Source organism: Chloroflexota bacterium, from assembly GCA_020161265.1.
Classification (GTDB): Bacteria; Chloroflexota; Chloroflexia; order Chloroflexales; family Herpetosiphonaceae; genus Herpetosiphon.
This window is the reverse complement of the sequence record JAIUOC010000008.1, coordinates 196,205-219,404: the sequence shown is the minus strand read 5'-3', so window position 1 is coordinate 219,404 and position 23,200 is coordinate 196,205. Positions and strand designations below refer to the sequence as shown.

Here is a 23,200-nt window from a genome sequence, read left to right as displayed (position 1 = left end):
GCACTCCTTGCACAGTTAACCAATCTTTATCTATGCTACCAAGAAAGTGCGCTTTCGGCTAGGGCTATCGGGGCTTAACCTTTGACAGTACCAGCAGTGAGTCCGCGAATCAGTTGGCGTGAGAAAACCAAATAGAGCACTAAAACTGGAGCAATTGCCAAGGTCAACATCGCCAGCAAGGCGCTCCAATCGGTTTGGAACTGCCCAAGAAATTGTTGTGCGCCCAGCGTGAGCGTGCGCGAAGCCTCGCCTGGAGCCAAAACCAAGGGAAACCATAGATCATTCCAAATTGGCAGCATCACGAAAATTGCCAAGGTCGCGAGGGCTGGGCGCATCAAGGGCAGAACCAGCCAAAATACTTGATATTCGTTGGCTCCATCCAGCCGCGCTGCATCCTTGAGGTCAGTTGGCACTTGGCGCATATATTGCGAAAGCACAAAAATTGCCATCGGCAAGCCTTGAGCGCTATACACCATAATCAACGACCAAATCGTATCTTGTAGATTCAGGGTAACCATCAATTTGAGGATACTAACGGTTGCTAAACGAATTGGAATCATCAGGCCAATCAGGGCATATAAGGTCAAAAAGCCCCGCCCGCGAAAACGATATTCGGTTAGACCAAAGGCTGTCATCGCGCCCAATAGCAAAATTAGCAAAATCGAGCCAAGCGTCACCATTAAACTATTGCCAAGATAGCGAAAGATTGCCGTTTGTTCAAAGACAGTGGTATAGCCAACCGGATCAAAGTTTGCGCCAACTGGCAGCGAGTAGGGTTGTTGAAAAATTGCTTGCGAGCCTTTGAATGAATTCATTACTACCAAAACTACTGGTGCAATTGCCAATAGGGTATAACTGCCCAACACCGCATGCACCAGCAATGGTGTGAGCCAGCGGCTCGGGCGTAGTGCGTTTGGTGATGTTTTGGGTTGCGCCATTGGCGGTTCACTCACAAGCGAATTAGAGCTCATAGGTTACAACCTTACGTTGCCAGCCCAGCAAATACAACAGGCTACCAAATAAGATGATTAAGAAAATGATCACGGCAATCGTCGTGCCCATGGCATAATCGCCAAGTTGCAGTTGGAAGCCATAGAAGGTGCGATAGAAGAAGGTTCCGAGCAAATCGGTCGAGAAGTTTGGCCCGGCCAGTGCTCCCTTGGCGGTATACACCAAGTCGAAAGCATTAAAATTGCCAATAAAGGTCAAAATGCTCACAATCCCAACGGTTGGCAAGATTAGCGGAAACTTGACTCGCCAGAACAATTGCCAAGCACTCGCTCCATCAACTCGCGCTGCTTCCAAAATATCTTGGGGCACGGCCAAGAGTGCCGTCATAAAAAAGAGCATGGGAATACCGACAAATTGCCAAATTGAAATTAAGGCAATTGTTGGCAACGATGTGCTTTCTAAGCCGAGCCATGGCCGATAGCGCACCCCCAAAAATTCACTAATGGCTGGGGCAATGCCCCAAGTTGGGCTAAGAATTAGTTGCCACACAAAGCCCACAATCACAAACGAAAGCATGGTTGGCGAAAATAGTAGGGTGCGGTAGATGCTGCGCCCACGTAGGTTTTTGCTATCCAACAGTGCTGCCAACAACAAACCCAAGGGGTTTTGCAACACCATGTGTAATATAAAAAAGAGCACGGTATTTTTGAGCGCCCGCCAAAAATAGGGCCACCACTGGCTATCGGTAAATAAGCGTTGATAATTACTCAAGCCAACAAAACTCTCGCCATTAGAGCTAAACAAGCTCAAACGCAAGGTATCAAGCAAGGGAAAAACCATCACAATACTATACAGCAACAGGGCTGGCGCTAGAAATACCGCAATATGCCAGCGTGGGCGCGATTTGTTGGGGCGCAGCATAGGCAAACTCTTTCAACAAGCCAGCTACCTCGCCAATAATTTAGCGAGGTAGCCTTACTTTGGGCAAACTAGGGCTTTTTGTACCAATTATCTAAGCCCTTTTGCAGATCTTGGGCCGCATCTTCAGGCATAAACGAACCATCAATCACCCCAACGCTGATCCGCCAGAGTTCGTTTTCGAGGTTTGGCTCGCCACGTGAGAGAATTTGGTAGGAATTACGGATGGTCGATTGACACTGTTTGCGCCAATCAACAAAGGTCTGGGCCAAGGGATTCTTCAAGCTCACCGGATAATCCGAGAGGCTGAAGAAACCAGGCAAGGCATTGCTGAATTCACCAGCAAATTCTGGCCCTGTCATCCACTCAAGGAAGATTCGGGCTTGAGCCATGTGGGCAGTCTTGGCGTTAATCCCAATCCCAATATCGGTATGGTCGCTGATAAAACATTGATCATTGGCTTTAGCAACTGGAGCTTTGAATGCACCAAGCTCGAATTTAGCATTTTGGTTGAAGTAGCTAATATCCCAGGAGCCAGCGGGGTAGATTGCCCCTTTGCCTGAGGCAAACAACATCTGGGCATCGGCATATTTGACCGCTTCAAAGCCATCGGGCAAATAATCGCCCCAGCGTGCCAAATCCTTTAGGGTCGAAACATAAGCAGCATCGGATAATTTGGCGCTGCCATCGATCAAGGCTTTACGGCCATTTTCACCAAACCAATAATTTGGCCCGATGTTTTGGAAGCCCATGGTTGCTGATTCCCATTGCTCGGCAGTGCCCATCACCAATGGCGTATAGCGGCCATCTTGCTTAATTTTATCGAGCACCGCGAAAAACTCATCGACGGTTTTAGGTTCAGTCAAACCCAGCTCGTTAAAAATCGCTTTGTTGTAGATAAAGCCATGGATCACCGAAGCCATCGGCAAGCAAAAGAGCGTCTTGCCATCGTCGGTTTGCCAAGCGCTCTTGGCCACATCGCTAAAATGGGCAATGCCTTGTAAATCGTCGAGTGCAGTCAAATGCCCAGCAGTATACAAACCTAATGAAACATCAAAAGGCCGACAGGTGATCAGATCGCCAGCTGTGCCAGCTTCTAATTTGCTATTGAGCGCTGCATTGTATTCGGTGGGCGCGGTGGGCCGAAACTCCACATGAATATCAGGATGGCTCTTTTCAAATAGCGGGATAATCTGCTCAGTCCAGACCTTTTGGTCATCACTGCGCCAGCTTTCAATCGTCAGCGTGACCCGATTGGGATTGGTGGTAGGAGCTTGGGTTGCGCTGCCGCCACCACACGCGGCTAAAACGGTCGTTAATAGGCTAACCAAAGCGAGTTTCCAACGCCATTTGCGAACCATAACGTACTCCTGTCTAGGACGTTGCGGATTGTTGAAGTTTTGACAATAATGCGGGCAATGATGCAGTGAGGATTGAATAAACTTTATTATTTCATTGGATTTAGTAATGTAGACAGTACCATAATCGATTAAGAATTGTCAAGTTTTGGTTAAATGGAGTGAGGTAGGAGTTAAAACAAAGCACTCACTGCGTGGACAGTGAGTGCAAATGGTGACGCATACGGGATTCGAACCCGTGATCTTCACCTTGAAAGGGTGACGTCCTAGGCCGCTAGACGAATGCGCCGTTTGGTTTAGGGCTTGAGTATTCTACTCGTAACAGCGTATTTTGTCAAATGCTATCATCACCGCATAATTAGCCCGATATTCATCATCCATCAGTCCCGTTCGGCGACCATGATCCCACAGTAGCATAAGCACAATAGTTGCCCAATGGTATTATTTGGGTTCAAAAGTTTGTTTTAATTGCGAGTGACGTATGTTCAAACCCCAAGCGGTGCTTCTAATTGGTTTGCAAGCCAGTGGTAAATCAAGCTTTTATGTGCAGCAATTTCTGCATAGCCATGTGCGAATCAATCGCGATATGCTACGCACCAACCATCGCGAACGCAGCATACTAGAATGTTGTTTGCGCATCAAACAAGCCTTTGTAATCGATAAAATGAACCTTGAGCATGCTCAACGAGCAGCTTATATTCAGGCTGCTCATGCTGCGGGATTTAGCGTTGAAGGTTATTTCTTGCAATCCGATTTGGCTGCTTGTTTAGAACGCAACCGTCAACGCACTGGACAACAGCACGTACCTGAACTGGCCATTCGTGGCTCAATTAAGCGTCTAGAACTGCCGCGATTAGACGAAGGTTTCGATCATTTGTGGCTAGTACACCAATTGCCAGACCACCAATTTCAGCTTATAGCATGGGAGGAGCAATGAACTTTGATCAACTTGATCAGTTAATGCGCGTTTATGAAACGATCAACGATCAAAGTGTGCTGCCAAATATTTGGATGGTTGCACGGATTGATGGGCGCTCGTTTACCCGCCTAACCAAAGACGTGATGAACTATCAACGCCCATTTGATCAACGCTTTCGTGATGCAATGATTAGCACCGTGAGCCATTTGTTGGATTGTGGCTTTCCTGTGCTTTATGGATATACCCAAAGCGACGAAATTTCGCTGCTTTTGAGTTATCGTTGCGATGTATTTGGCCGTAAATTGCGCAAATATTGCTCGATTTTGGCGGGTGAAGCAAGTGGGCATTTCAGTTTAGCCATTCAACAACAGGCGAGCTTCGATTGTCGAATTTGCCAATTGCCCACCAATGAATTAGTTCATGATTACTTTCGCTGGCGCATGGAAGATGCTCACCGTAACGCACTTAATGCCTATTGCTACTGGACATTACGCGATCAAGCGCTTGATCCACAAACAGCCCATATGCAAATAGCAAAGCTGTCGGTTGCCAAAAAAAATGAGCTACTATTTCAAAATGGCATCAATTTTAACGATCTGGTTGCCTGGCAAAAACGCGGCGTTGGGTTATATTGGCAAACCATCGATCATCAAGGCTTTAATCCACAAACTCAAATGCCAACAATTACCCAACGGCGTAAAATTCATGTTGAGCTTGAATTACCCCAACGCGAAGCCTATATAGATTTACTAAAAAGCCTTTTTGATCGTTAATTTTGGAGGTATCTATGCCGATTAATCTAGCTTTGGTAGGTTTTGGCATGGCCAGCCAAGTGTTTCATGCCCCGCTCATTATGGCCGAACCACGCTTAAATTTACATACGATCGTGCAGCGCAGCAGCCAAAGCGCTCGCGCCAGCTATCCCCATGCTCACGTCGTCAGCGATCTAGCTGAGGTGTTGGCTGATCCAGCGATTGAATTGGTGGTGATTGCCACACCCAATCTAACCCACGCCGACTTAGCAGCTCAAGCCTTGAGTGCAGGCAAACATGTGGTGGTTGATAAGCCCTTTACCCTCAATAGTCAACAGGCTGACCAATTAATTGCCCTCGCTCAACAACAGCAACGCGTGTTGAGTGTCTTTCATAATCGGCGTTGGGATGGCGATTTTCTAACCGCTCAAGCAGTGATTCAGGCTGGCTGGTTGGGGCGTTTAGTCAGCTACGAATGCCATTATGATCGCTATCGACCACAACTAAAACAAGGGGCTTGGCGCGAACAAGCAAGTCAAGGCAGTGGCATTCTCTATGATCTTGGCGCACATTTGATCGATCAGGCCTTGGTGTTATTTGGATTGCCCCAATCGATTACGGCTCAGCTTGCCAAGCAACGCGAGGGTGCGCAAACTGTCGATTATTTTGATCTGCGCTTGGGTTATGCTGAGTTACAAGTCACGCTCAAAGCAGGTATGTTGGTGCGTGAATTGGGGCCGCGCTTCAGTCTCCATGGCACAAACGGCTCATGGATCAAGTATGGCATTGATCCCCAAGAAGTAGCCTTGAAAGCAGGCCAAGCTCCAAATAGCCCAAATTGGGGCCAAGAACCAACAACCGATTGGGGTATGATCAACACGGAGCTGAATGGTTTAACGCTGCGTGGCACAGTTGAAACCATCGCAGGCAAGTATCCGGCCTATTATCGCAATGTGGCGCAAGCCATTCAAGGCGAGGCCGAGCTAATCGTTCAGGCCAACCAGGCTCGAAGCGTGATTCGGCTGATTGAGTTGGCCGAGCAAAGTGCAGCTGAACAACGCACAATCGGCATTTAAACGCTAGCACCAGCCTCAATCAAGGCTGGTGCTAGGTTTTTAGCGATAATTATTGAATTGTAACGGCAATGGAAAATCGTCGCCGCGTTCGCGGAGCAAGCTCATCACTGCTTGTAATTCGTCTTTGCTTTTCGATGAAACCCGCAACGAATCGCCTTGGATACGAGCTTGAGCCTTGGGAACCTCGGCCTTAATCAATTTTTGAATTTTCTTGGCAATATCATCGGCGATGCCTTTACGCAAGGTAATAACTTGGCGAATCTTCATGCCGCCAATTTCCTCTGGCTCGCCAAAATCGAACATTTTGATCGAGAGATTACGCCGCAAAGCCTTGGTTTCGAGCAAATCACGAACTGCATTTAATGCCAATTCGCTGCTGGTAACAATCGTAATATCCTTCTCGCCAAGCGTAATATCGGTATTGGTATCTTTCAAATCGTAGCGCGTACCTACATCACGTTTGGTTTGATCAACAGCATTGATTAATTCTTGGCGATCAAAATCTGAAACAACATCAAAACTAAATTCAGCCACAAAAAGCCTCCCCATATGCTTGCTAGATTTGCGAATGCAGCTTTAACTATACCCCAAGAATCGTCAACAGCATTCAGCAAGTTTAGTTAGGCGTATAGATGGTGGTCACAACTTGGTTGGGTGCACCCATGCGGACTGGCGGCTTGCCATTGTGAATCACCTCAACCACGGCAGCGTTACCAGCCTTAACCTGAATCGTTTGCTGCGCCGAGAACGTCTGCGTCCAGCCGTTATTTTGAATCCCTTCAATCGTATTTTGGCCATCAACCAACACTTGCAACCACGACGAACCGCCATCAATCCGCAAGACAACTTGGACTGGCACATCCTGAGTTGGAGTTATCGTAACCGTTGGGGTTGCCAATGGATTGATTGGCGATGGGACAGAACCATCGGGATTGGTTGGTTGAGCAGTTGGGGTTGGCAATAAGGTTGGAGTTGCAATCGTTGAAGTTGAGGTTGCGCCGCCAGCGACCTCATTACTATTGAGTGTCGTAAGCCCAAGCGCATTCAGCGTCAGATAGCCAATGACGACCAACGCCAGCACCACCAAAATTACCGTCCAAAGACTGGGCAGAAAAATCGTGTTCCGACGGGGCGGCACTGCGGCTGGCACAATCCGAATCGGGGTTGAAGCACCACGCTCAATCCGATACAGATCGATCAACTCATCTGCGGGCAGATTCAAATATTGAGCATAATTGCGAATAAAACCACGGGCATAAACATCGCCCGGCAGATGATGATATTCACCATTTTCGAGGGCCGCCAAATAGCGTTGGATAATTCGGGTTTCACTTGAAGCTTGAGCCAGTGAAATGCCACGGGCTTCACGGGCTTCGCGAAATCGAAGGCCTAATCTGTTTTGTCCAGCGTTTGTCATGCTTTGCCTTGTGCCATGATGATGGTTGTCTGCATGCTGGTATTCGTCCATGGGGAACGGAGTGGATGAAGGTGCAGTTGTGGCAACGCTGCCACCAAGCAATCTCATGTTCACTATAACTGGGCCCAATCGGACGAATGTCCGTAAGAAACAAGCCATGCTTGCCTCAGCCACAGCGCATTATACCACAGCCACTTTTGCGCTCTGTGAAAAATGAGAAACTAGGATTAACAATCGTTAAGAATCCCTTGATGCTGGCTTCTACGATTATCAAAGCCAGCGCCAAGGGATTCTTATTATGCGATGTGGGTTAAACTTATGCGTCGCGGAAGAAGTCGATGACGTTGCCGCGTTCTTCTTCGCTGACCATCATTTCGATAAACGTTACCCGATGCCATGGATAAATCACCGATTGCACCCCACCTGCAATATAGGGCACATCTTTGCCATCACGACGGCGCATATTGCTGACCCGAATAAAGGCATCGGTTGGCTGGGGATCTTCTTCCATCTCAGCAATAATTGGATCTTCACCGCTCAAGTGCAAAATAACAACCCGTGTACCCATCGAAAACTCCTTCAATCAGCTACAACATTTATTGGCTAGTCAATTCAATTCGTAACAGAATATTGCCCAAACGAACTTCATCGCCATGGCGCAAAGCTTTGGGACTATTAGCCGCCAGCTTTTCACGGTTGATAAAGGTGCCATTTGAGCTACCTAAATCTTCGAGTGTGCAGACATTGCCGCTTTGAATGCGGATAATTGCATGGCGACGCGAAACGCCAGCCTCTAAACCGCCGTCGGTCGAAAGATCAATATCGGGGTAAAAACTACCCTTGCTGTCTTGGCGACCGATCACAATTGGTTGGTTGGTGTTGAAGCCAAGCTTGCGCCCACTATTGAGAATCACCACCCGCAACACCGGAATCGCTGTATCACGCGGTGGCGCTGGCGGCGGAATGACTAAATTACCAGAGCCACCCGCCATGGTTGCCGCACCCAGTGAGGCGGTGGTCTCACGAATGCGCGAAGGCAAAAACGACGAGCCACAATCAACGCAAAAGAAGGTGCCTGGTAAATTTTCGGTTTCACACGCTGGACACTTAATCATAACAACTTCCTATTGCTCTCCGCCCCGTTCGCGAGCGACCAAGCCACGAGTGCCGTATTTAATCCGTTTGCGACCCTCGTCGCTGGTAGTGCCGCTACGCAACAGGCGGGTGGCTTCTTCTTGAACGGTTTGGGCGAGATCAGTTTGGCCCGATTCGAGCAAGCGCGTGCCAGCCATGCGTAACTTTTTAGTCGCTTCCTCGATGTTGCCTTGCTCAACATGCTGCCAAGCCGAGGCTTGCAAGCGATAGGCCACGGTACGTTCAAGCCAATGTTTGACTACGCCATCAACATCAGGCCGAATTTGGTCGGCAGGCCGTACCGGCAATTGTACATCGACCTTGGTTTGCAAAGCTTGGCTACTGATGCTGGGCACTTCGTAAAACATCTCGATCCGACAGATCGTTTGATTGCCTGCGGGCAGCGGCGGCACGACCATCTCCAGTAAAAAGATTTGATCTTCGCGGCCAACCCACTCGCCCAGTGGCATGCGCCAAAGCGTTTCGTTGTGCAATTGTGGGGTGAGCGCCGCAATAAATGGGCGCACCCGAAACAGCGAACGAATTTCAGCCTGCGGGTGCAGATGGAAGCGCATTTCAACTTTATGTGCCATCACATTTTGCAAACGTTTGATCTCTTCGGAGAAAACGTTGACAATTTGCTGAGCATTGGTGATATATTCGGTGCGGCTGTTTTCGGCTGAGGCGATTGTTTCGAGCAGATCTTCATTCCACTCATCGCCAATGCCCAAGGCCGTAATTCCGATGCCTTTGGATTGAGCACGCCGCGCAATTTCGACACAGCGGCTTTCATCGCCATAGGTACGGCCATCGGTCAACAAGACCATACGGCTGATACCACGGCTCATCATGGGGCGTGAAATTTCCTGCAAGCCCATCATCATGCCCGTGGCCATTTCAGTGCCACCTTTGGCCTCGATCATACCAATCGCGCGTTTAATTTGGTCTTTATCGTTGGGACGTTGGCAGGGCACAACCACTTCAGCCCGATCGTTGAACGACACCACCGAGAAATAATCTTGGCGATTGAGCTGATTAACGACGTTATTACAAGCCTCTTTGACTTGGTAAAGCCGTTCGCCGCGCATCGAAGAGCTACGATCAACAATAAAACCAAGGTTGACCGGAATCGCCAAATCGGCATCGGGAATGCCAGCAGGCGAGGCTTCGACCAACAAATAAACAATTTGCGGATCGTTACTTTGGGCAACTGCTGGCCGCCCAGGGGTGATGCGCAGTTGAACCATTGCTTGGGTACTCATCGGAGCGCTCCTTGGCCTTGCAAGGGTGGCAATGAAACAACCACCGCGCTAATGTTATCTTCGCCGCCGGCTAAGTTGGCGCGGGCAATCAAACGCTGGCAGGCATCTTGCGGCCATGGCGTTTCGTTGATGATTGCGGCCATCTCATCGTCGTCAACCATACTCCATAAGCCATCGCTACACAATAACAAATGGCTGATACCCTCAAGGCTTTGGTAGATTGAATCGACTTGGATTTCCGGATGTTGGCCAACGGTGCGATAGAGTTGGTTGCGCAGCGGGTGATTGCGGGTTTCTTCTTCGGTCAATTGGCCCATCGCAATCAAGCGCCCCACGGTGGAATGATCAGCGGTGATCAGGCGGAGTTTGCCATCGCTCATGGCATATAGGCGGCTATCGCCAACATGGGCAATATACAAACCATCGCCAACCAACAAGGCAGCGGTGCAGGTTGTGCCCATATCAGTGCCACGCGATTGAGCTTCGTTCCAAATGCGGGTGTTGGCATCTTGCACGGCGCTCATCATCAGCAAGGGCAATGGGTTACCAGGATCTTCATCGGCCATTGCTGGCAAGGCCATTTGCTCCAACACCGCGATCATCACGGTTTCGATCGCACGGCGCGAGGCGATTTCGCCGCCTTCATGGCCGCCCATGCCGTCGGCAACCACAAACAGGCCCACGCTGATATCGTGCTCGCCATCGGGCAAACTCATCAAGTTTGTGTAAACACTATCTTGATTATTACGGCGAATGCGGCCAATATCGCGGGCGGCCCAACTGGCTAGCCCACGGGTTGAGACCGCTTTAGCAACGATCGGCGCAGCACTAATATCGCGGGTTCCGAGATAATTCGTGCCATCAGGATCGCGCTCAGGCAGTTGCTCAGGGTCAAGTGGTGCGGTCGTTTTTTGCGAACGCTCAGTTGCCACCGCGCCAGCAGTTTGGGCTGCTGGCAATTCGGCAAGTGGCTCGGCGCTGATCAATGGCTCGGTTGGTAGCTCAGTTGCTGCAACCGCAACAACCTCGGTTGGCGTTTCGGCTAATGCCTCGCTAGCAACCGGGCTAGCGACAGCAACAGCTGATTGATCGGTTGTAGTAGAAGCTGGATCAAGCGTGCTTGGCTCAGTTGAAGTACGCCCGAATAATTTACGAAAAAATCCCATGGCGGACTCTCCTAAGCACGTAAGGCATAGACCTGGTGATCCATCGACCCGATATAAACGACCCCTTCGACAACCGCTGGGGTAGAAACGATTGGGCCTTCGCAGGTATGGGTCCAAACTGGCGTACCCGAGCCAGCGTCGAGACAATAGACCGTGCCATCAGCCGCCCCAATATAGATTCGGCCTGAATCGGCAACGGGTGATGAAACGATTTGTGCTCCAGTATTATATTGCCAAACTTGTTTGCCATTTTTGAGATCGACAGCATAAATATTGCCGTCAATCCCGCCAACAAAAGCCCGATTACCGATGATGATTGGCGATGAATTGACGTAGTGGCTGGTGCGGAACTTCCAGATCGGCCAACCACCTTCAAGGTCGAGGGCATGCAAATTATTATCCATACAGCCAACTAGCACCATCTTATCGTTGGCCGTAGCGCTTGAAACAATCCCACCTTGGAGTTTTTGCTTCCAACGAATGCCACCCTTGAAGAGATCAAGTGCCACAATACTGCCATCGCCCGAGCCAAAAATCACCATGTTACTCGTCAAACAGGGCGATGAGCGAATCCATTGCCAGCCGCGATAGCGCCAAATTTGGCGGCCATTGGTGGCATCAACCGCATACAAGTGGTAATCGTCGGAGCCAAAATAGACCAAGCGATCTTGCACGCGGGGCGATGAGCGCACCGGTTTTTCGGTACGAAAGACCCAGCGTTGCGTGCCAGCACGAGTATCAAAGGCATAGACATTGCCATCATCCGAGCCAACAATCACCATATCATCCCAAACGGTGGGAGTTGATGAGATGCCGCCCTCGGTTGGCTTCTTCCAGCGAAATTCCCCGCGCTTAGTATCAATTGCATAGAGGTTGGTATCGTAGCAACCAATATAGAGTGTGCCGTTGCGCACAAATGGCGACGAACGTACTTCATCTTCGCAGCGGAACTTCCAAAGCACCTCGGCAGTTTTGCCGCCACGGCGAATGGCTGCCCCAAATGCGGGAGTTGCTGGTGCTGCCACTGCTACCCCAGCGGGTGCAAAGCCTGGCACGCTCAACAAAACTGATTGGAATTCAGCCGCCGAACCCCAGCGATTGGCCATATCGTATTCCAGCGATTTCATCACAATCGCTTCAACCTCTGGCGAAACGGTTGGATTCAATTGGCGAATCGGGCGATCGCCGAAGGTAAACGGGGTTTCCAAACGTGGGTCAACGTTGGTTAGCAAATGGTGCAGAGTTGCGCCCAAAGCGTAGACATCGCCACGCGCTTCGGCAATCCCGCGATATTGTTCAGGCGGCGAGTAGCCTTCCGTGCCAATCATCGTGCCTTTTTTATCGGTACGGGTAAAGACCCGCGCAATCCCGAAGTCGATCAGCACAATCCGATCGGTTGGAGTCACAATGATATTCGATGGTTTTAAGTCGCGGAAGATAATTGGCTCAGGTTCGTGGCCATGCAGATAATTCAGCACGTCGCAGAGTTGAATTGCCCAACGCCCAACTTGTTGCTCTTCCAAGGGGCCGTTGGTTTTTTCGAGCACGGTTTCGAGATCATGACCCTCGATTAATTCCATCACCAGATAGGCGCGGCCTGCTTCCTCAAAGAAGTCGTAGACTTTGGGAATGGCTGGATGGTTAAGCGTAGCCAACAAACCAGCTTCGCGTTCGAAGTTCTTCAAGCTCAATAAACGGGTTTGCGAATCGAGCGAGCTTTGGAACATCTCTTTGATCGCGCAAAAACGGGTCACATCTTTAAAACGAGTGTCGCGGCCTTTATAGACCACGCTCATCCCGCCGATACCCAAAACGCCTTCAACCACGTAACGTCCTTCAAGCACCGTACCAGCTTTGAGCGCTGGTGAACTCGATTGGGCGCTGGATTGCTCGGCAGGTTTGGCTCCAGGCTGTTGCAAGCGGGTTGCATCAGGGTTAGGCGCACGATTGCGAATATCCTCAGTGCCAACCCGTGAAACCCCTTGATTGCGTAAAATTGAGCCAACTCGATTGCTAACGCTACGGGTAGCATCAGGATTTTGATTGATTCCACGGGTGGCATCGGGGTTTTGGTTGATTCCACGGGTGGCATCAGGATTGACCGGCGGAGCGATGCTGCGAGTTGAATCATTGCCCGCAGCGATTAAGCCACGAGTCGAATCGGCATCGGCTGGAGCAATCGTGCGGGTTGCATCTAAGCCGCGAGTCGAGTCATCGCTGGTTGGTTGTGGAGAGAAAGTACGTGTTGCATCATCGGCCTGCCCGCTTGACGAGCCAGCATCTGGCCCATCGATTGGGGTTAAACGCGATGTCCCACCTCGTTTGATTAACGCCATACAGCCCCCTTGGCTTTAAGGAACGATCAATGCGCGGCTTGCCGAAGTAGGGGTGATGTTGTAGGACAGCAAATAAACAAGAGCATAATAATAATTGCTACCAACATCCCAACCCACCTACAACTACTGCATCTCGCAGGAGCTTCTTCAAAGGTTTTGGTTGAATCAATCCAAGCACCTTTGTAGGAACAATGTTGATCAAGCTTATCAAGAAAGAAAATGTTACGATGTATTATACGAAATCGCCCGAAGGCGGGCAAGGTAGTTGGTTAGGCAATTTTAATTAACGTGCTGGGTCTGCGGGTGGTTTATTCAGCGCAACCGATCGTCAAATAGTCCCCAGTTGATCTAGTACCTTAATTAAATGACCAACGTTTACTGCGAATCGACACGCTTAGCACAACACCTATGCCCATCAACACTGTCAGGGTAAACGAGCCACCATAGCTCAGAAACGGCAACGGAATCCCGGTCATCGGCATCATAATTAAATTCATGCCAATATTTTCGAGGCAGTGCACCAACAGCAAGCCAGCAACCCCAGCCGCCATCAAACGCCCAAAGGGGTCACGTGCTCGCTCAACTACCCGCCAAATTTGCCAGATGACGATTAATTGCAGCACAATCACCACTGCCGCACCAATAAAGCCCAATTCTTCCGCCGTTACCGCGAAAATAAAGTCGCTCTCTTGAACTGGCAAATAGTTTAATTGGCTTTGCACCCCGCGTAACAAGCCCATGCCGCCAAGGCCACCATTGCCAATTGCCAAACGCGATTGAATAATTTGCCAACACGCTCGCATCCGAAACTCTAAATCGGTTTCGCAACGCTCAGGGGTTAAAAATACGGTCAAGCGTTCGCGCTGATATGGATCAAATTTCAGCCAAGCGAGTACTATTGCTGGCATTGCAAGCAGGGTCAATAGGCCATATTGCAGCCAACGGGTATTGGCGACCAACGACATCACCAGCCAAATGCCGATCATCACCATACCTGAGCCAAAGTCAGGCTGAAGCATAACCAAACCCAGTGGCACAGCCAAAATCACCAACGAGATAAAGACCGATTTCCATGGGCTAGGCTCATCGCCGTGCTTGCTCCAAAATGCGGCAAGCGCGATGATCACCATCAGTTTGGCTGGCTCGGTTGGCTGAAACGAAAGTTGACTTGAGCCGATCCAGCTTTGCGCACCATATTTAACTTGGCCTAGCGCCACCACCATGCCCAAAAGCCCAAGCGCAGCGATATATAAAATAATTGCCAATGAACGCAGCAATTGATAATCTAACAGGGCCAAACTAAACATCAAACTAATGCCCAGGATAATCCAGACAACATGTTTAGCAAACGAAGAACCCAGCCCAAACACCAAGGTTCCGGCGGCTCCAACTGTGGTGGTATACACCATTGGTAAGCTAATTGCTAGCAACAGCAACACAGCCACAACCATAATTGGATTGAACTCGCGCCAGGAACGAGCGCGAATGCTAGTGGACATAATAACCCTCCTGACTCAAAATAATACCATATTGGTTGGATAGTTGAGATCACCCATGACCAATCATGGTTGGCCTGAGCCAGCGCAGCAGCATTATATCAGTTACGATTCGTGAGCTAACCAAGGCGATCGGCTAAAGTAGGGCTTAAAGTCGGATGAGCAATTATTAATTGTCATCAAATTGTTGGGAATAAGGCTAGCCGATTCGCTATAATTCAGTGTATTATCAGCAGATAGCATCATCTGCTATCCCACTAGCGTTTAACCTCTATCAATGCTGATGCTCGTCGTCGTGTATAATTGCGCATATCATCGCTTACCGAGGGTATGCCTAGGATTCCAGAAAGAGTGGATCGTATGCAAGCATCTGCGGAAGGCCCGCGCCGACGTGGCGATTCGGTCGCCAAAACCAATATTGTCTTGGTTCATGCCCATACAATTTATCGTGAAGGCTTACGCTATCACTTTGGCCAAGTACCACGCTATAAAATTATTGGCGAGGCCAGCAATGGCCAGCAAGCCATTCGTTTGGTCGATTATAGCAACCCCGATATTATTGTGATGGATGTTGATTTACCTGGGGTCAACGGAATTGAAGTCGCCCGCACAGTTAAATTAAATCACCCCAATATTGGCGTAATTTTGCTCAGCGATATTAACGATCAAGAAGGTATTGTAAAATCATTGCGAGCAGGCGTGGCCGCCTATCTTTCACGCACCATCGATTGGGATGATCTGATCAATTCGGTCGATATGGTGCGTTCGGGCAATTATCCCATTAACGATTTGGTGCTGAATACCCCAGCGGTCGCTGCTGCTGTGATGGATTCGTTTCGCCAATTGACCATGGATACGCATACCGAGCATGTTTACTCGCCAATGTCGCCGCGTGAAATTGAAGTTTTGGAATTGGTCGCGGCGGGGCAAACCAATAAAGAAATTGCCGCCCGCCTCGAAATTAGCAATCAAACCGTCAAAAATCATATTTCATCAATTTTGCGCAAATTGGCAGTTAACGATCGTACCCAAGCTGTGGTATTTGCATTACAGCGCGGCTGGATTAAAATTGTGCAAAACGATAATTCGTTTTCTGGGATGTAATTGCGGCGTTCGTGCCGTTTTGGATTGTCCAAGGAGTGTCGTTTGAAGTTGTTGTTACGGCAACGTGTGAGTTTAGCCTTGGTTGTTGTGGCGCTCGCAGCATGTCAACAAGCCCCACAGCCCACTGCTCGCCCGTTACAAAATGAGCTAACTATTCTCGCCTTAACTCCGACAGGCACGGCTACTCCAACGGCTACGGTGACATTAACGCCTGCACCTGCGTCGCCAACTACCGCGCCTTCGGTTACGCCAACTCGCACAGTTGGCCCTTCGCCAACCAAAGGTGCTACACCAATTAACCCTTCAGCAGTTATCCCACTGTCAACACCACAGGCAACACCGCTGAGCACGCCAACTGCCAATCAGAGCAGCAGTTTTTGCACGCAGAATTTTGGGGCAGTAACTGACGAGCGATTTAGCGCCCGCCTAAATAATGCTGGGCTTGATCGCACGACCAATGGCGATCGTTTATTCTTAGAATTAACCTCAAGCAGCGGCCCAGTCAATGGGGTGGTGCGCTGTGTGCCTCCAGCTGCGGCCCAATTGCTCTCAGGCGATAGCGCCATTGCCAGCGTGATTCAAATCGATCTGCCATTATGGCGACACGATGATCTCTGGCGTTCATCGTCGGTCACGCTGACCAAAGTGCTAAAACTTGATACGCTGCAACATGTGCGCTCAGTCGTTTCGCAATCTAGCAGCGATTCAGCTGGAGTACTCATTGAAATTGGGCTTGATCAAGCCTTGCCATTTACGGTGCAGCTCGATGGCGGACGCTTAAATGTGGTGATCGCTGATAGCGCCAGCGCCACACTAGGCGATGATCCACTAGCCAAGAGCAATGGCTCAGCCGCCGCGCCAAAACAACCAGTTGTCTTTGCCAGCAAAGGCGATTTGTATCGCTACGAAAGCTCACGGGTTGTGCCAATTACCACAACCTTGGCAATTGAAAGTGCTGTGGCAATCAGCCCTGATCGTACCCAAATTGCCTTCTGTCGCGCCAACCCCGATGGCTTGCCAACCCAAGGCGCACTCTGGACAAGCACAATTGATGGCGATAATGAAACCTTGGTCGCCGATGTTGGTGGTTGTGCCGAGCCTGCTTGGTCGCTTGATGGCGGGGTCATTTGGTTTACTGCACCTTGGAGCGATGCGGCCCCCGATAGCTATCGGCTCTGGCAGGTAACAGCCAATGGTGGTGATGCGAGCGCGGTCTCGCCGCTCGATGAGTGGAGCCGCCGCATGCCGCATGCCTTGCCCGATGGCTCTGTGCTGACGGTTGGCCATACCGATGGCGGTCAAGGTGGATTATTGATTAGTAATCCAATAAGTGGCACTGATGGATTGCTCGGCCAAGCTAGTTTGGGTAATTATCGCAGCGTTGGCCAAGCTCAAGTTTCGGCTGATGGCACCCGGATTGCCGTCGAAGCACTTCGAGCTGATGGTGGGGCCGATCTCTTGGTGCTCGACCAAACTGGCAAGCAACTCGATGCAATTATCGGCCAATGGTGGGTACGACCGCTCTCGTGGAGCAGCGATAACACCCTTTACTACTTAAATGTGGCTTGCCGCAGCGGCCAAGTATTGAATTATAGTTTGCACAGTCGCCAAGGCAGCAAAGATAGCCAAATTGTCAAAGGTGCAACCCTTGGCGATTTAGGTGCCGTCGCAGTGGTTGATGATGCGCTGTTGTATGTTCGGGCTTTACAATCGCCCGACAACGAACGCGGCCCAGAGCCTGTGATTAGCGGCCCTAGCGAGTTGTGGTTGTATGATCTTTCGAACGCAGCCCGTACCCGCCTGATCGCCGCCGATGATGGAATTACCAGCGTCAAATAAGCCGAGATTGAGTCGATAGTTTGGGGCAAGTCGCAGGACTTGCCCTTTTTGTGAGCAAAGCGGGGGTCTATGTTTCAAGCACTGTATAGCTTGCCCGACCGACCATTACGTAAAATCAAGACTGTTGAAGAAATTCGCGAACTGCATGCCAGTGGCGAGGGTATGCTGTGGGTTAATTTATATGCTTGTCAGCAAACCGAATATGACACTTTCTTGCGCGAGATGTTTCATTTCCATCCGCTAGCAATTGAAGATACGCTTAGCACCGGCTATCAACCGCCCAAAGTTGATGATTTTGGCGATCATCTATTCATCATTGTGCATGCGCTTGCCGTAGGCGAAGATGTTTCGCGCTTGAGCACTGATGAACTTAATTGCTTTTTAGGCCGTAATTTTGTTGTAACAACCTCGCATGTGCGCTTGGCTGCCTTGGATACGGTTTGGGATCGGGCGGTGCGCGATGGCCGAATTTTGGAGCGCGGAGCTGATTTTTTGGCCCATGCCGTGCTTGATGCAATTGTTGATGAATTTCTGCCGTACCTTGATCGGATTGATGAAGAGGTGGATTTTCTCGAAGATAGCATCATTCAAGACCCCAAACCAAGTGCTTTACGCCGCATTTTGGAGCTAAAGCATAGCATTTTGGCCTTACGTCGGGTTGTATCGCCGCAACGTGAAGTGATGCAACGGCTCTCACGCGGCGAGTTCGACCTGATTTCGCGCAATTGTGAAATTTATTTTCGTGATATTTACGACCACTTGGTGCGCATTACCGACCTGAGCGAAGGGGTGCGCGATGTGGTTGGCAGCACCTTGGATACCTACCTCTCGGTTTCCTCGAACAAAATGAATGAAATTATGAAGGCACTAACCATCGTCAGCACGATTTTTCTGCCGCTAACCCTGGTTACCTCGCTGTATGGCATGAATTTTGATCTGATGCCCGAACTGCACTGGCGCTACGGCTATTTGATGGTTTGGGCCATTATGCTAGCGATCATCGTTGGCATGCTCTGGTTTTTTCGGCGGCGACGCTGGCTCTGAGCTACGAACTAGCCACGTAGCTAGCTGATTGAGTTTTTAAGTGCCAACCCTTGCATGCTCATAGTAAGCGATCAACAATTAATAAAGCCTCATCATTTCTTCACACTGATGACATTGTATGACACAGAGGCATGCGATAGTATCTAGGTGGAAGGTATTGTCGTATTAATGGTTGAACGTCGGCGTTGGCCCACGATTTTGCTAGCAGGAACACACCAATGCAACCGCGTACTCGCCTCATTCTAAACCCTTGCTTGGGTGCAATGCCCGCACCAATCGGCTTGATGCCAACCACTGCCCCAATCGACAGGCTTGAGGGAACGATTCTTTTTGCACGGCGGTTATTCTTGCATAATCAGGCTTCAGACCGATCAACAATCGGTTTATTTGCCCTGATGCGGATCGCAACGCTCGGCTATACTTTGGTCATCCTGCTGCCAAACTAAGTGCTTGGTGCGCTTGCGTTTTGGTAGCAGCGTCAGCGTTTATAGGGGGGAACCATGAGCAACTGGGAAAAGAAGTTTGGTAAGCGCGATTTACCAACACCACCAGCATGGGTCAATTTTTTCAATCCACAGCAATGGCAAGATTTTCGCCAAATCGTGGAGCGTTATTTGAAAAACCTTGGTTTGCCAGTGCGACCTGAAAATCAAGGCTTTGTGGTGTTAGCTGACCATGCAGGGTGGAGTAAAGATACCCGCATTGGGCTAAGCTCACTGGCTCAAAAATGCTATGCCCATCCCCAATCGCAATGGCTGGCAGTTGTTACCGATCACTTTGAGGCAATGCACAAGGGTTTTGAAAACGAAGTGCTATTGCAAGATGAAATAAATGATTTTGAAAGTATTCGCGATTTGTTGGCAATTCGCTTGTGGGCCTTGGAGCCTGAATTGCGCGAAAAGCTGATTTATCGCGAAGATTTACAGGATATTTGCTCGGTGCTGGTGTTTGATTTGCCCACCACGATTCGTAGCGTTAGCAGCGACGAGGCGATGGCTTGGGGCAAAACCAACGAGGAATTGTTTGCAGTTGCTCTGGAAAATTTGCGTGGGCGTGAGTTGCGCCTCACCGAACATGAATTGGACGATGGCATTAATGTGCTAGCTATCACTGGCGACGATTTCTTGATTGGCTCGCAAAGCCTGTTGCTTGAGCAATACCCACAATGTATCGGGCGCTTCGGCTCATTGGTAGCAGTGCCCAATCGCCATGTGGTGCTGTGCTATCCAATTAACGAGCCAATTGCCTTAGAAGCTTGGACGAGCATGCTGCCTGTGGTTGAGGGCATGTATCGCAATGGGCCTGGCTCGATCTCTAATCAGGTTTTTTGGTACGATAACGGCGCATTTACCCACTTGCCCCACTCGCAAGAGCAGCAAGCGGTGCGCTTATCGCCACCAACCACCTTTTTAACCACCTTTCAGGAATAGAATAAGCCTCCTTGAAATTCAATCGCCTGCTGTTGCCAGAGAAGCCAACAGCAGGTTTTTTGTTATTTACTTAATTATTTAGGAGCATCCAATGGAGCTACACATCCGCCGTTATCAGCCAGCTGATGCCGCAATTGTCTGGGAGTTACACAACCTTGGCTTGCACATGATGGGGGCACATCTTGGCAATGGGCTACGCGATGCCGATGTTTTAGCAATTGAGGATTATTATCTAGCAACTGGCGGCGAATTTTTGGTTGGTGAATTGGCTGGGCGAGTGGTAGTAATTGGTGGTTTGTTGCCGACTGGCGTGGGCGAGGCTGAGGTCAAACGCATGCGGGTGCATCCCGATTATTGGCGGCGCGGTTTGGGCGAACAGATGTTGCTGGCACTTGAGCAACGAGGCCATGAATTGGGCTTTAAACGACTTCATTTAGATACCTCAGTGCCGCAACTGCCAGCCCAAAAACTTTATGTCAAACATGGCTATCAGGAAATTGGCCGAGGCCTAATCGGTACGCTTGAAATTATCTATTATGAAAAATGGCTTGCATAAGAATAATCAAATGTTCACTGGTGGAATTATTGCTATACTGCCAATAATGATTCATGTGTGGAGCCGCCGATGCCAACCATATTTAGCCATGTTGCCCCTGCCTTGGTAGTTGGTTTAGCGCTTGGCCGCGAACGAATTAGCCGCCCATTGTTAATTTGGGCTTCGATTGCGGCAATTAGCCCTGATTTCGATGGAATTAGTTTTTGGCTAGACATGCCACGTGGCACATTATTGAGCCATCGTGGTTTTACCCATTCGGTTGGTTTTGCCACGATCATTGCTAGTGTGGGCGCATTTTTCGCGCCTCGTTTGGGTTGCAAGCGTTGGGTTGCTGGCTTAACTCTGTTTTTGGCGGTGCTCAGCCATCCACTCTACGATATGCTAACCAACGGCGGGAGTGGGGTGGCGTTGGGGTAGCCCTTCAGCAGCCAGCGGGTTTTCTTCAATTGGCGACCAATTGCGGTGGCTCCAATCAGCGCAGCACGGCTTTTTTCTGCGCGGGGCTGGAATGTCTTGCTTTCTGAATTAACTTGGATTTGGTTGCCATGGCTTGGTATTGGCCTGATGTTGGCTTGGCTACGGCAGCGCTATGATACGTCCAAAGCCCAAATGCATGCGTAGCATAAACAACCTCGATAGTCTGGAGTAATGCTAAAAATGGCGCAATTTGATGCGATTGTGGTTGGCGGTGGGCATAATGGCTTGACCTGTGCCTGCTATTTGCAAAAGGCCGGAATCAAAACCCTAGTGATCGAACGACGAGCGATCGTCGGCGGCGCAGTTTGTACCGAAACCATGTTTGGTGGCTATAAGATGGATGTTGGCTCATCGGCCCACATTATGATTCATCTAACTCCGGTGGTGCGCGAGCTTGAGCTGCACAAATTTGGGCTTGAGTATATTGATATGGACCCATTTGCTTGGTATCCATTGCCCGATGGCTCAGGTGCAATTGAATTTTGGCGTGATTTAGACAAGACGTGTGCTTCGATTGAGAAAATTTCACCCAAGGATGCCCATGCTTATCGCCAATTTGTGGCGTTGTGGGGGCCGCTCAATGAAGGGGTTTTCGATGTATTTCTCAAAGCGCCATCGCCTGCCAACTTAGGCCGCCAAATGCTAACGGGCCAATTCAAAGGCGAAAAAGGCACGCATCCGCTGGATATTCTGCGGCGCTTATTTACCTCGTATGGCCATTTGATCAACGAAACGTTTGAGAGCGAGGCCATGCGTGCGGCCATGGGCTGGCTAGCAGCGCAATCTGGCCCACCACCGCACGAAATTGGCACTGGCGATTTTGCAGGCTGGCACGCGATGCTGCATGAGAGTGGCGCGAAACATCCGCGTGGTGGTTCGGGAATGTTGACCCAAGCCATGGCGGCACGCTTCAAAAGTGATGGCGGCACACTGCTGCTTGATGCTCCAGTTGAGCGCATTGTGGTGCAAAACGGTGTCGTGCAAGGCGTACAATTAACCTCGGGCGAAACCTATACCGCCCCAACGGTTATTTCCAATGCGCATGTGCAAACCACCTTATTAAAATTGGTCGAACCTGAGCAACTGCCAAATGGGCTGGCCGAGCGGGTTGGCCGCATTCGCGTTGGCAATGGCTTTGGTATGGCAGTGCGTTGTGCTGCCGATGAATTACCCGATTATCTGGCTGCGCCTTCTGGTGGCCGCCCACATCCTTCGCATCATGGTTTGCAATTGCTTTGCCCTTCGATCGATTACCTGAATCGCGCGGTTAGCGATTATGATCGCGGCGTGCCAGCGACCGATCCAGCGGTAATTGCCATGACATTTAGTGCAATCGACCCCGATGTTGCACCCAAGGGCAAGCATACGCTGTTTTTGTGGGGTCAATATCATCCATATCAATTAAGTAATGGCGAAGATTGGGATAGCATTGCTGATCGTGAGGCCGACAAATTACTCGAAGTCGTGTATCGCTATGCTCCCAATATGCGTGGCAAAATTAGCAACCGCTATGTGCAAACCCCGCTAACCTTGGAGCGCACCTTTGGCATGTTGCGCGGTAATGTGATGCACGTCGAAATGTCGTTTGATCAGATGTTTGCCTTCCGCCCGCTGCCTGAGCTTTCAGAATATCGCGTGACGGGAATCAAAGGCTTATATTTGACCGGAGCTAGCACCCATCCTGGTGGCGGCGTATTTGCGGCCTCGGGCTATAACACCGCCCAAACTGTGCTCAAAGATCGCCAGCCATCACGCCAATGGGTTGGCTGGACGTTGGGAGCGGCTGCCGCTTTGGGTGTGGTAGCTTGGGCCAAGAAGAAGTAAATTGCGAAAACAAACCGCCAAGCTCCAAATCTTGGCGGTTTGCTGGTTTAAGCTTTAGTGTGATCGCAATTTAATCACTAATAGTTCTTATTGATCCAAGCCAGTTTCAATTGTGGCAAATGTTTGATAATCTAATACCAA

23 protein-coding genes and 1 tRNA gene are annotated in these 23,200 nt (G+C 49.9%); 12 read left to right on the top strand and 12 right to left on the bottom strand.

Annotated features, from left to right (window positions below):
• Nucleotides 1-74: 74 nt before the first annotated feature.
• The 4 genes from LCH85_18680 to LCH85_18665 all read right to left on the bottom strand — a co-directional run bounded on the left by LCH85_18680 (nucleotide 75) and on the right by LCH85_18665 (nucleotide 3,516).
• Entirely contained in the window at nucleotides 75-971 is an 897-nt protein-coding gene (locus LCH85_18680; protein MCA0354026.1) for a carbohydrate ABC transporter permease, read from the bottom strand.
• A complete protein-coding gene (locus LCH85_18675; GenBank protein MCA0354025.1) occupies nucleotides 961-1,872 on the bottom strand; it encodes a sugar ABC transporter permease in 912 nt (303 codons plus the stop codon). Before LCH85_18675 ends, LCH85_18680 begins: the two co-directional genes overlap by 11 nt.
• A 68-nt stretch (nucleotides 1,873-1,940) precedes the next feature.
• Entirely contained in the window at nucleotides 1,941-3,230 is a 1,290-nt protein-coding gene (locus tag LCH85_18670; protein ID MCA0354024.1) for an ABC transporter substrate-binding protein, read from the bottom strand.
• 209 nt (nucleotides 3,231-3,439) lie between these two features.
• Nucleotides 3,440-3,516 (bottom strand) — tRNA-Glu (locus LCH85_18665).
• A gap of 192 nt (nucleotides 3,517-3,708) precedes the next feature.
• Here LCH85_18665 and LCH85_18660 point away from each other — a divergent pair.
• From LCH85_18660 to LCH85_18650, 3 genes are read left to right on the top strand one after another with little or no spacing between them, the layout of a single operon-like run.
• The gene (locus tag LCH85_18660) at nucleotides 3,709-4,164 is read left to right on the top strand and encodes an ATP-binding protein (GenBank protein MCA0354023.1); all 456 of its coding nucleotides are present in this window, start codon (nucleotides 3,709-3,711) and stop codon (nucleotides 4,162-4,164) included.
• Nucleotides 4,161-4,919, top strand: coding sequence for a guanylyltransferase (locus tag LCH85_18655; protein MCA0354022.1), 759 nt, complete (start codon nucleotides 4,161-4,163; stop codon nucleotides 4,917-4,919). The genes LCH85_18660 and LCH85_18655 overlap by 4 nt, the downstream gene beginning before the upstream one ends.
• Before the next feature lie 14 nt (nucleotides 4,920-4,933).
• Nucleotides 4,934-5,974 carry an oxidoreductase gene (locus LCH85_18650; protein ID MCA0354021.1) on the top strand — a complete coding sequence of 347 codons (1,041 nt, stop codon included), beginning with the start codon at nucleotides 4,934-4,936 and terminating at the stop codon, nucleotides 5,972-5,974.
• A gap of 39 nt (nucleotides 5,975-6,013) precedes the next feature.
• On the opposite strand, the gene LCH85_18645 is transcribed toward LCH85_18650, so the two are convergent.
• The 8 genes from LCH85_18645 to LCH85_18610 form a co-directional block, all read right to left on the bottom strand.
• A complete protein-coding gene (locus tag LCH85_18645) occupies nucleotides 6,014-6,523 on the bottom strand; it encodes a YajQ family cyclic di-GMP-binding protein (protein MCA0354020.1) in 510 nt (169 codons plus the stop codon).
• Between the two features lie 67 nt (nucleotides 6,524-6,590).
• The gene (locus LCH85_18640; GenBank protein ID MCA0354019.1) at nucleotides 6,591-7,391 is read right to left on the bottom strand and encodes a DUF4115 domain-containing protein; all 801 of its coding nucleotides are present in this window, start codon (nucleotides 7,389-7,391) and stop codon (nucleotides 6,591-6,593) included.
• A gap of 316 nt (nucleotides 7,392-7,707) precedes the next feature.
• Entirely contained in the window at nucleotides 7,708-7,959 is a 252-nt protein-coding gene (locus LCH85_18635) for a hypothetical protein (GenBank protein MCA0354018.1), read from the bottom strand.
• Nucleotides 7,960-7,987: 28 nt separating this feature from the next.
• Entirely contained in the window at nucleotides 7,988-8,506 is a 519-nt protein-coding gene (locus tag LCH85_18630; GenBank protein ID MCA0354017.1) for an FHA domain-containing protein, read from the bottom strand.
• Between the two features lie 9 nt (nucleotides 8,507-8,515).
• Nucleotides 8,516-9,787 (bottom strand): VWA domain-containing protein, encoded by a 1,272-nt coding sequence (locus LCH85_18625; GenBank protein MCA0354016.1) that lies wholly within the window; start codon nucleotides 9,785-9,787, stop codon nucleotides 8,516-8,518.
• Complete coding sequence (locus LCH85_18620; GenBank protein MCA0354015.1) at nucleotides 9,784-10,953, bottom strand: protein phosphatase 2C domain-containing protein; 1,170 nt, start codon at nucleotides 10,951-10,953, stop codon at nucleotides 9,784-9,786. Before LCH85_18620 ends, LCH85_18625 begins: the two co-directional genes overlap by 4 nt.
• A gap of 11 nt (nucleotides 10,954-10,964) precedes the next feature.
• Nucleotides 10,965-13,289, bottom strand: a complete 2,325-nt coding sequence (locus LCH85_18615; protein ID MCA0354014.1) for a serine/threonine-protein kinase — start codon at nucleotides 13,287-13,289, stop codon at nucleotides 10,965-10,967.
• Nucleotides 13,290-13,645: 356 nt separating this feature from the next.
• Nucleotides 13,646-14,788: a rod shape-determining protein RodA gene (locus tag LCH85_18610; protein ID MCA0354013.1), complete on the bottom strand. Its 1,143-nt coding sequence runs from the start codon at nucleotides 14,786-14,788 to the stop codon at nucleotides 13,646-13,648.
• Between the two features lie 357 nt (nucleotides 14,789-15,145).
• Between LCH85_18610 and LCH85_18605 the strand changes: the two genes are divergently transcribed.
• The 9 genes from LCH85_18605 (at nucleotide 15,146) to LCH85_18565 (ending at nucleotide 23,059) form a co-directional block, all read left to right on the top strand.
• Nucleotides 15,146-15,889: a response regulator transcription factor gene (locus LCH85_18605; GenBank protein ID MCA0354012.1), complete on the top strand. Its 744-nt coding sequence runs from the start codon at nucleotides 15,146-15,148 to the stop codon at nucleotides 15,887-15,889.
• A 42-nt stretch (nucleotides 15,890-15,931) separates the two neighbouring features.
• A complete protein-coding gene (locus tag LCH85_18600) occupies nucleotides 15,932-17,728 on the top strand; it encodes an LpqB family beta-propeller domain-containing protein (protein ID MCA0354011.1) in 1,797 nt (598 codons plus the stop codon).
• Nucleotides 17,729-17,797: 69 nt separating this feature from the next.
• Complete coding sequence (gene corA, locus LCH85_18595) at nucleotides 17,798-18,772, top strand: magnesium/cobalt transporter CorA (GenBank protein ID MCA0354010.1); 975 nt, start codon at nucleotides 17,798-17,800, stop codon at nucleotides 18,770-18,772.
• A gap of 218 nt (nucleotides 18,773-18,990) precedes the next feature.
• A complete protein-coding gene (locus LCH85_18590; protein ID MCA0354009.1) occupies nucleotides 18,991-19,218 on the top strand; it encodes a hypothetical protein in 228 nt (75 codons plus the stop codon).
• 54 nt (nucleotides 19,219-19,272) lie between these two features.
• Nucleotides 19,273-20,202 carry a hypothetical protein gene (locus tag LCH85_18585; GenBank protein MCA0354008.1) on the top strand — a complete coding sequence of 310 codons (930 nt, stop codon included), beginning with the start codon at nucleotides 19,273-19,275 and terminating at the stop codon, nucleotides 20,200-20,202.
• Nucleotides 20,203-20,293: 91 nt separating this feature from the next.
• Nucleotides 20,294-20,758 carry a GNAT family N-acetyltransferase gene (locus LCH85_18580; GenBank protein ID MCA0354007.1) on the top strand — a complete coding sequence of 155 codons (465 nt, stop codon included), beginning with the start codon at nucleotides 20,294-20,296 and terminating at the stop codon, nucleotides 20,756-20,758.
• 69 nt (nucleotides 20,759-20,827) lie between these two features.
• Nucleotides 20,828-21,175, top strand: coding sequence for a metal-dependent hydrolase (locus tag LCH85_18575; GenBank protein ID MCA0354006.1), 348 nt, complete (start codon nucleotides 20,828-20,830; stop codon nucleotides 21,173-21,175).
• Between the two features lie 45 nt (nucleotides 21,176-21,220).
• Nucleotides 21,221-21,379, top strand: coding sequence for a hypothetical protein (locus LCH85_18570; protein ID MCA0354005.1), 159 nt, complete (start codon nucleotides 21,221-21,223; stop codon nucleotides 21,377-21,379).
• Between the two features lie 36 nt (nucleotides 21,380-21,415).
• Nucleotides 21,416-23,059 carry an NAD(P)/FAD-dependent oxidoreductase gene (locus tag LCH85_18565; protein MCA0354004.1) on the top strand — a complete coding sequence of 548 codons (1,644 nt, stop codon included), beginning with the start codon at nucleotides 21,416-21,418 and terminating at the stop codon, nucleotides 23,057-23,059.
• The last annotated feature ends 141 nt before the right edge of the window (nucleotides 23,060-23,200 follow it).

Bases quoted from the DNA above. Each gene is read 5' to 3' on its own strand.
- LCH85_18680 (MCA0354026.1), bottom strand. From the start codon at position 971: ATGAGCTCTAATTCGCTTGTGAGTGAACCGCCAATGGCGCAACCCAAA.
- LCH85_18675 (MCA0354025.1), bottom strand. From the start codon at position 1,872: ATGCTGCGCCCCAACAAATCGCGCCCACGCTGGCATATTGCGGTATTT.
- LCH85_18670 (MCA0354024.1), bottom strand. From the start codon at position 3,230: ATGGTTCGCAAATGGCGTTGGAAACTCGCTTTGGTTAGCCTATTAACG.
- LCH85_18660 (MCA0354023.1), top strand. From the start codon at position 3,709: ATGTTCAAACCCCAAGCGGTGCTTCTAATTGGTTTGCAAGCCAGTGGT.
- LCH85_18655 (MCA0354022.1), top strand. From the start codon at position 4,161: ATGAACTTTGATCAACTTGATCAGTTAATGCGCGTTTATGAAACGATC.
- LCH85_18650 (MCA0354021.1), top strand. From the start codon at position 4,934: ATGCCGATTAATCTAGCTTTGGTAGGTTTTGGCATGGCCAGCCAAGTG.
- LCH85_18645 (MCA0354020.1), bottom strand. From the start codon at position 6,523: ATGGGGAGGCTTTTTGTGGCTGAATTTAGTTTTGATGTTGTTTCAGAT.
- LCH85_18640 (MCA0354019.1), bottom strand. From the start codon at position 7,391: ATGACAAACGCTGGACAAAACAGATTAGGCCTTCGATTTCGCGAAGCC.
- LCH85_18635 (MCA0354018.1), bottom strand. From the start codon at position 7,959: ATGGGTACACGGGTTGTTATTTTGCACTTGAGCGGTGAAGATCCAATT.
- LCH85_18630 (MCA0354017.1), bottom strand. From the start codon at position 8,506: ATGATTAAGTGTCCAGCGTGTGAAACCGAAAATTTACCAGGCACCTTC.
- LCH85_18625 (MCA0354016.1), bottom strand. From the start codon at position 9,787: ATGAGTACCCAAGCAATGGTTCAACTGCGCATCACCCCTGGGCGGCCA.
- LCH85_18620 (MCA0354015.1), bottom strand. From the start codon at position 10,953: ATGGGATTTTTTCGTAAATTATTCGGGCGTACTTCAACTGAGCCAAGC.
- LCH85_18615 (MCA0354014.1), bottom strand. From the start codon at position 13,289: ATGGCGTTAATCAAACGAGGTGGGACATCGCGTTTAACCCCAATCGAT.
- LCH85_18610 (MCA0354013.1), bottom strand. From the start codon at position 14,788: ATGTCCACTAGCATTCGCGCTCGTTCCTGGCGCGAGTTCAATCCAATT.
- LCH85_18605 (MCA0354012.1), top strand. From the start codon at position 15,146: ATGCAAGCATCTGCGGAAGGCCCGCGCCGACGTGGCGATTCGGTCGCC.
- corA (MCA0354010.1), top strand. From the start codon at position 17,798: ATGTTTCAAGCACTGTATAGCTTGCCCGACCGACCATTACGTAAAATC.
- LCH85_18590 (MCA0354009.1), top strand. From the start codon at position 18,991: ATGCAACCGCGTACTCGCCTCATTCTAAACCCTTGCTTGGGTGCAATG.
- LCH85_18585 (MCA0354008.1), top strand. From the start codon at position 19,273: ATGAGCAACTGGGAAAAGAAGTTTGGTAAGCGCGATTTACCAACACCA.
- LCH85_18580 (MCA0354007.1), top strand. From the start codon at position 20,294: ATGGAGCTACACATCCGCCGTTATCAGCCAGCTGATGCCGCAATTGTC.
- LCH85_18575 (MCA0354006.1), top strand. From the start codon at position 20,828: ATGCCAACCATATTTAGCCATGTTGCCCCTGCCTTGGTAGTTGGTTTA.
- LCH85_18565 (MCA0354004.1), top strand. From the start codon at position 21,416: ATGGCGCAATTTGATGCGATTGTGGTTGGCGGTGGGCATAATGGCTTG.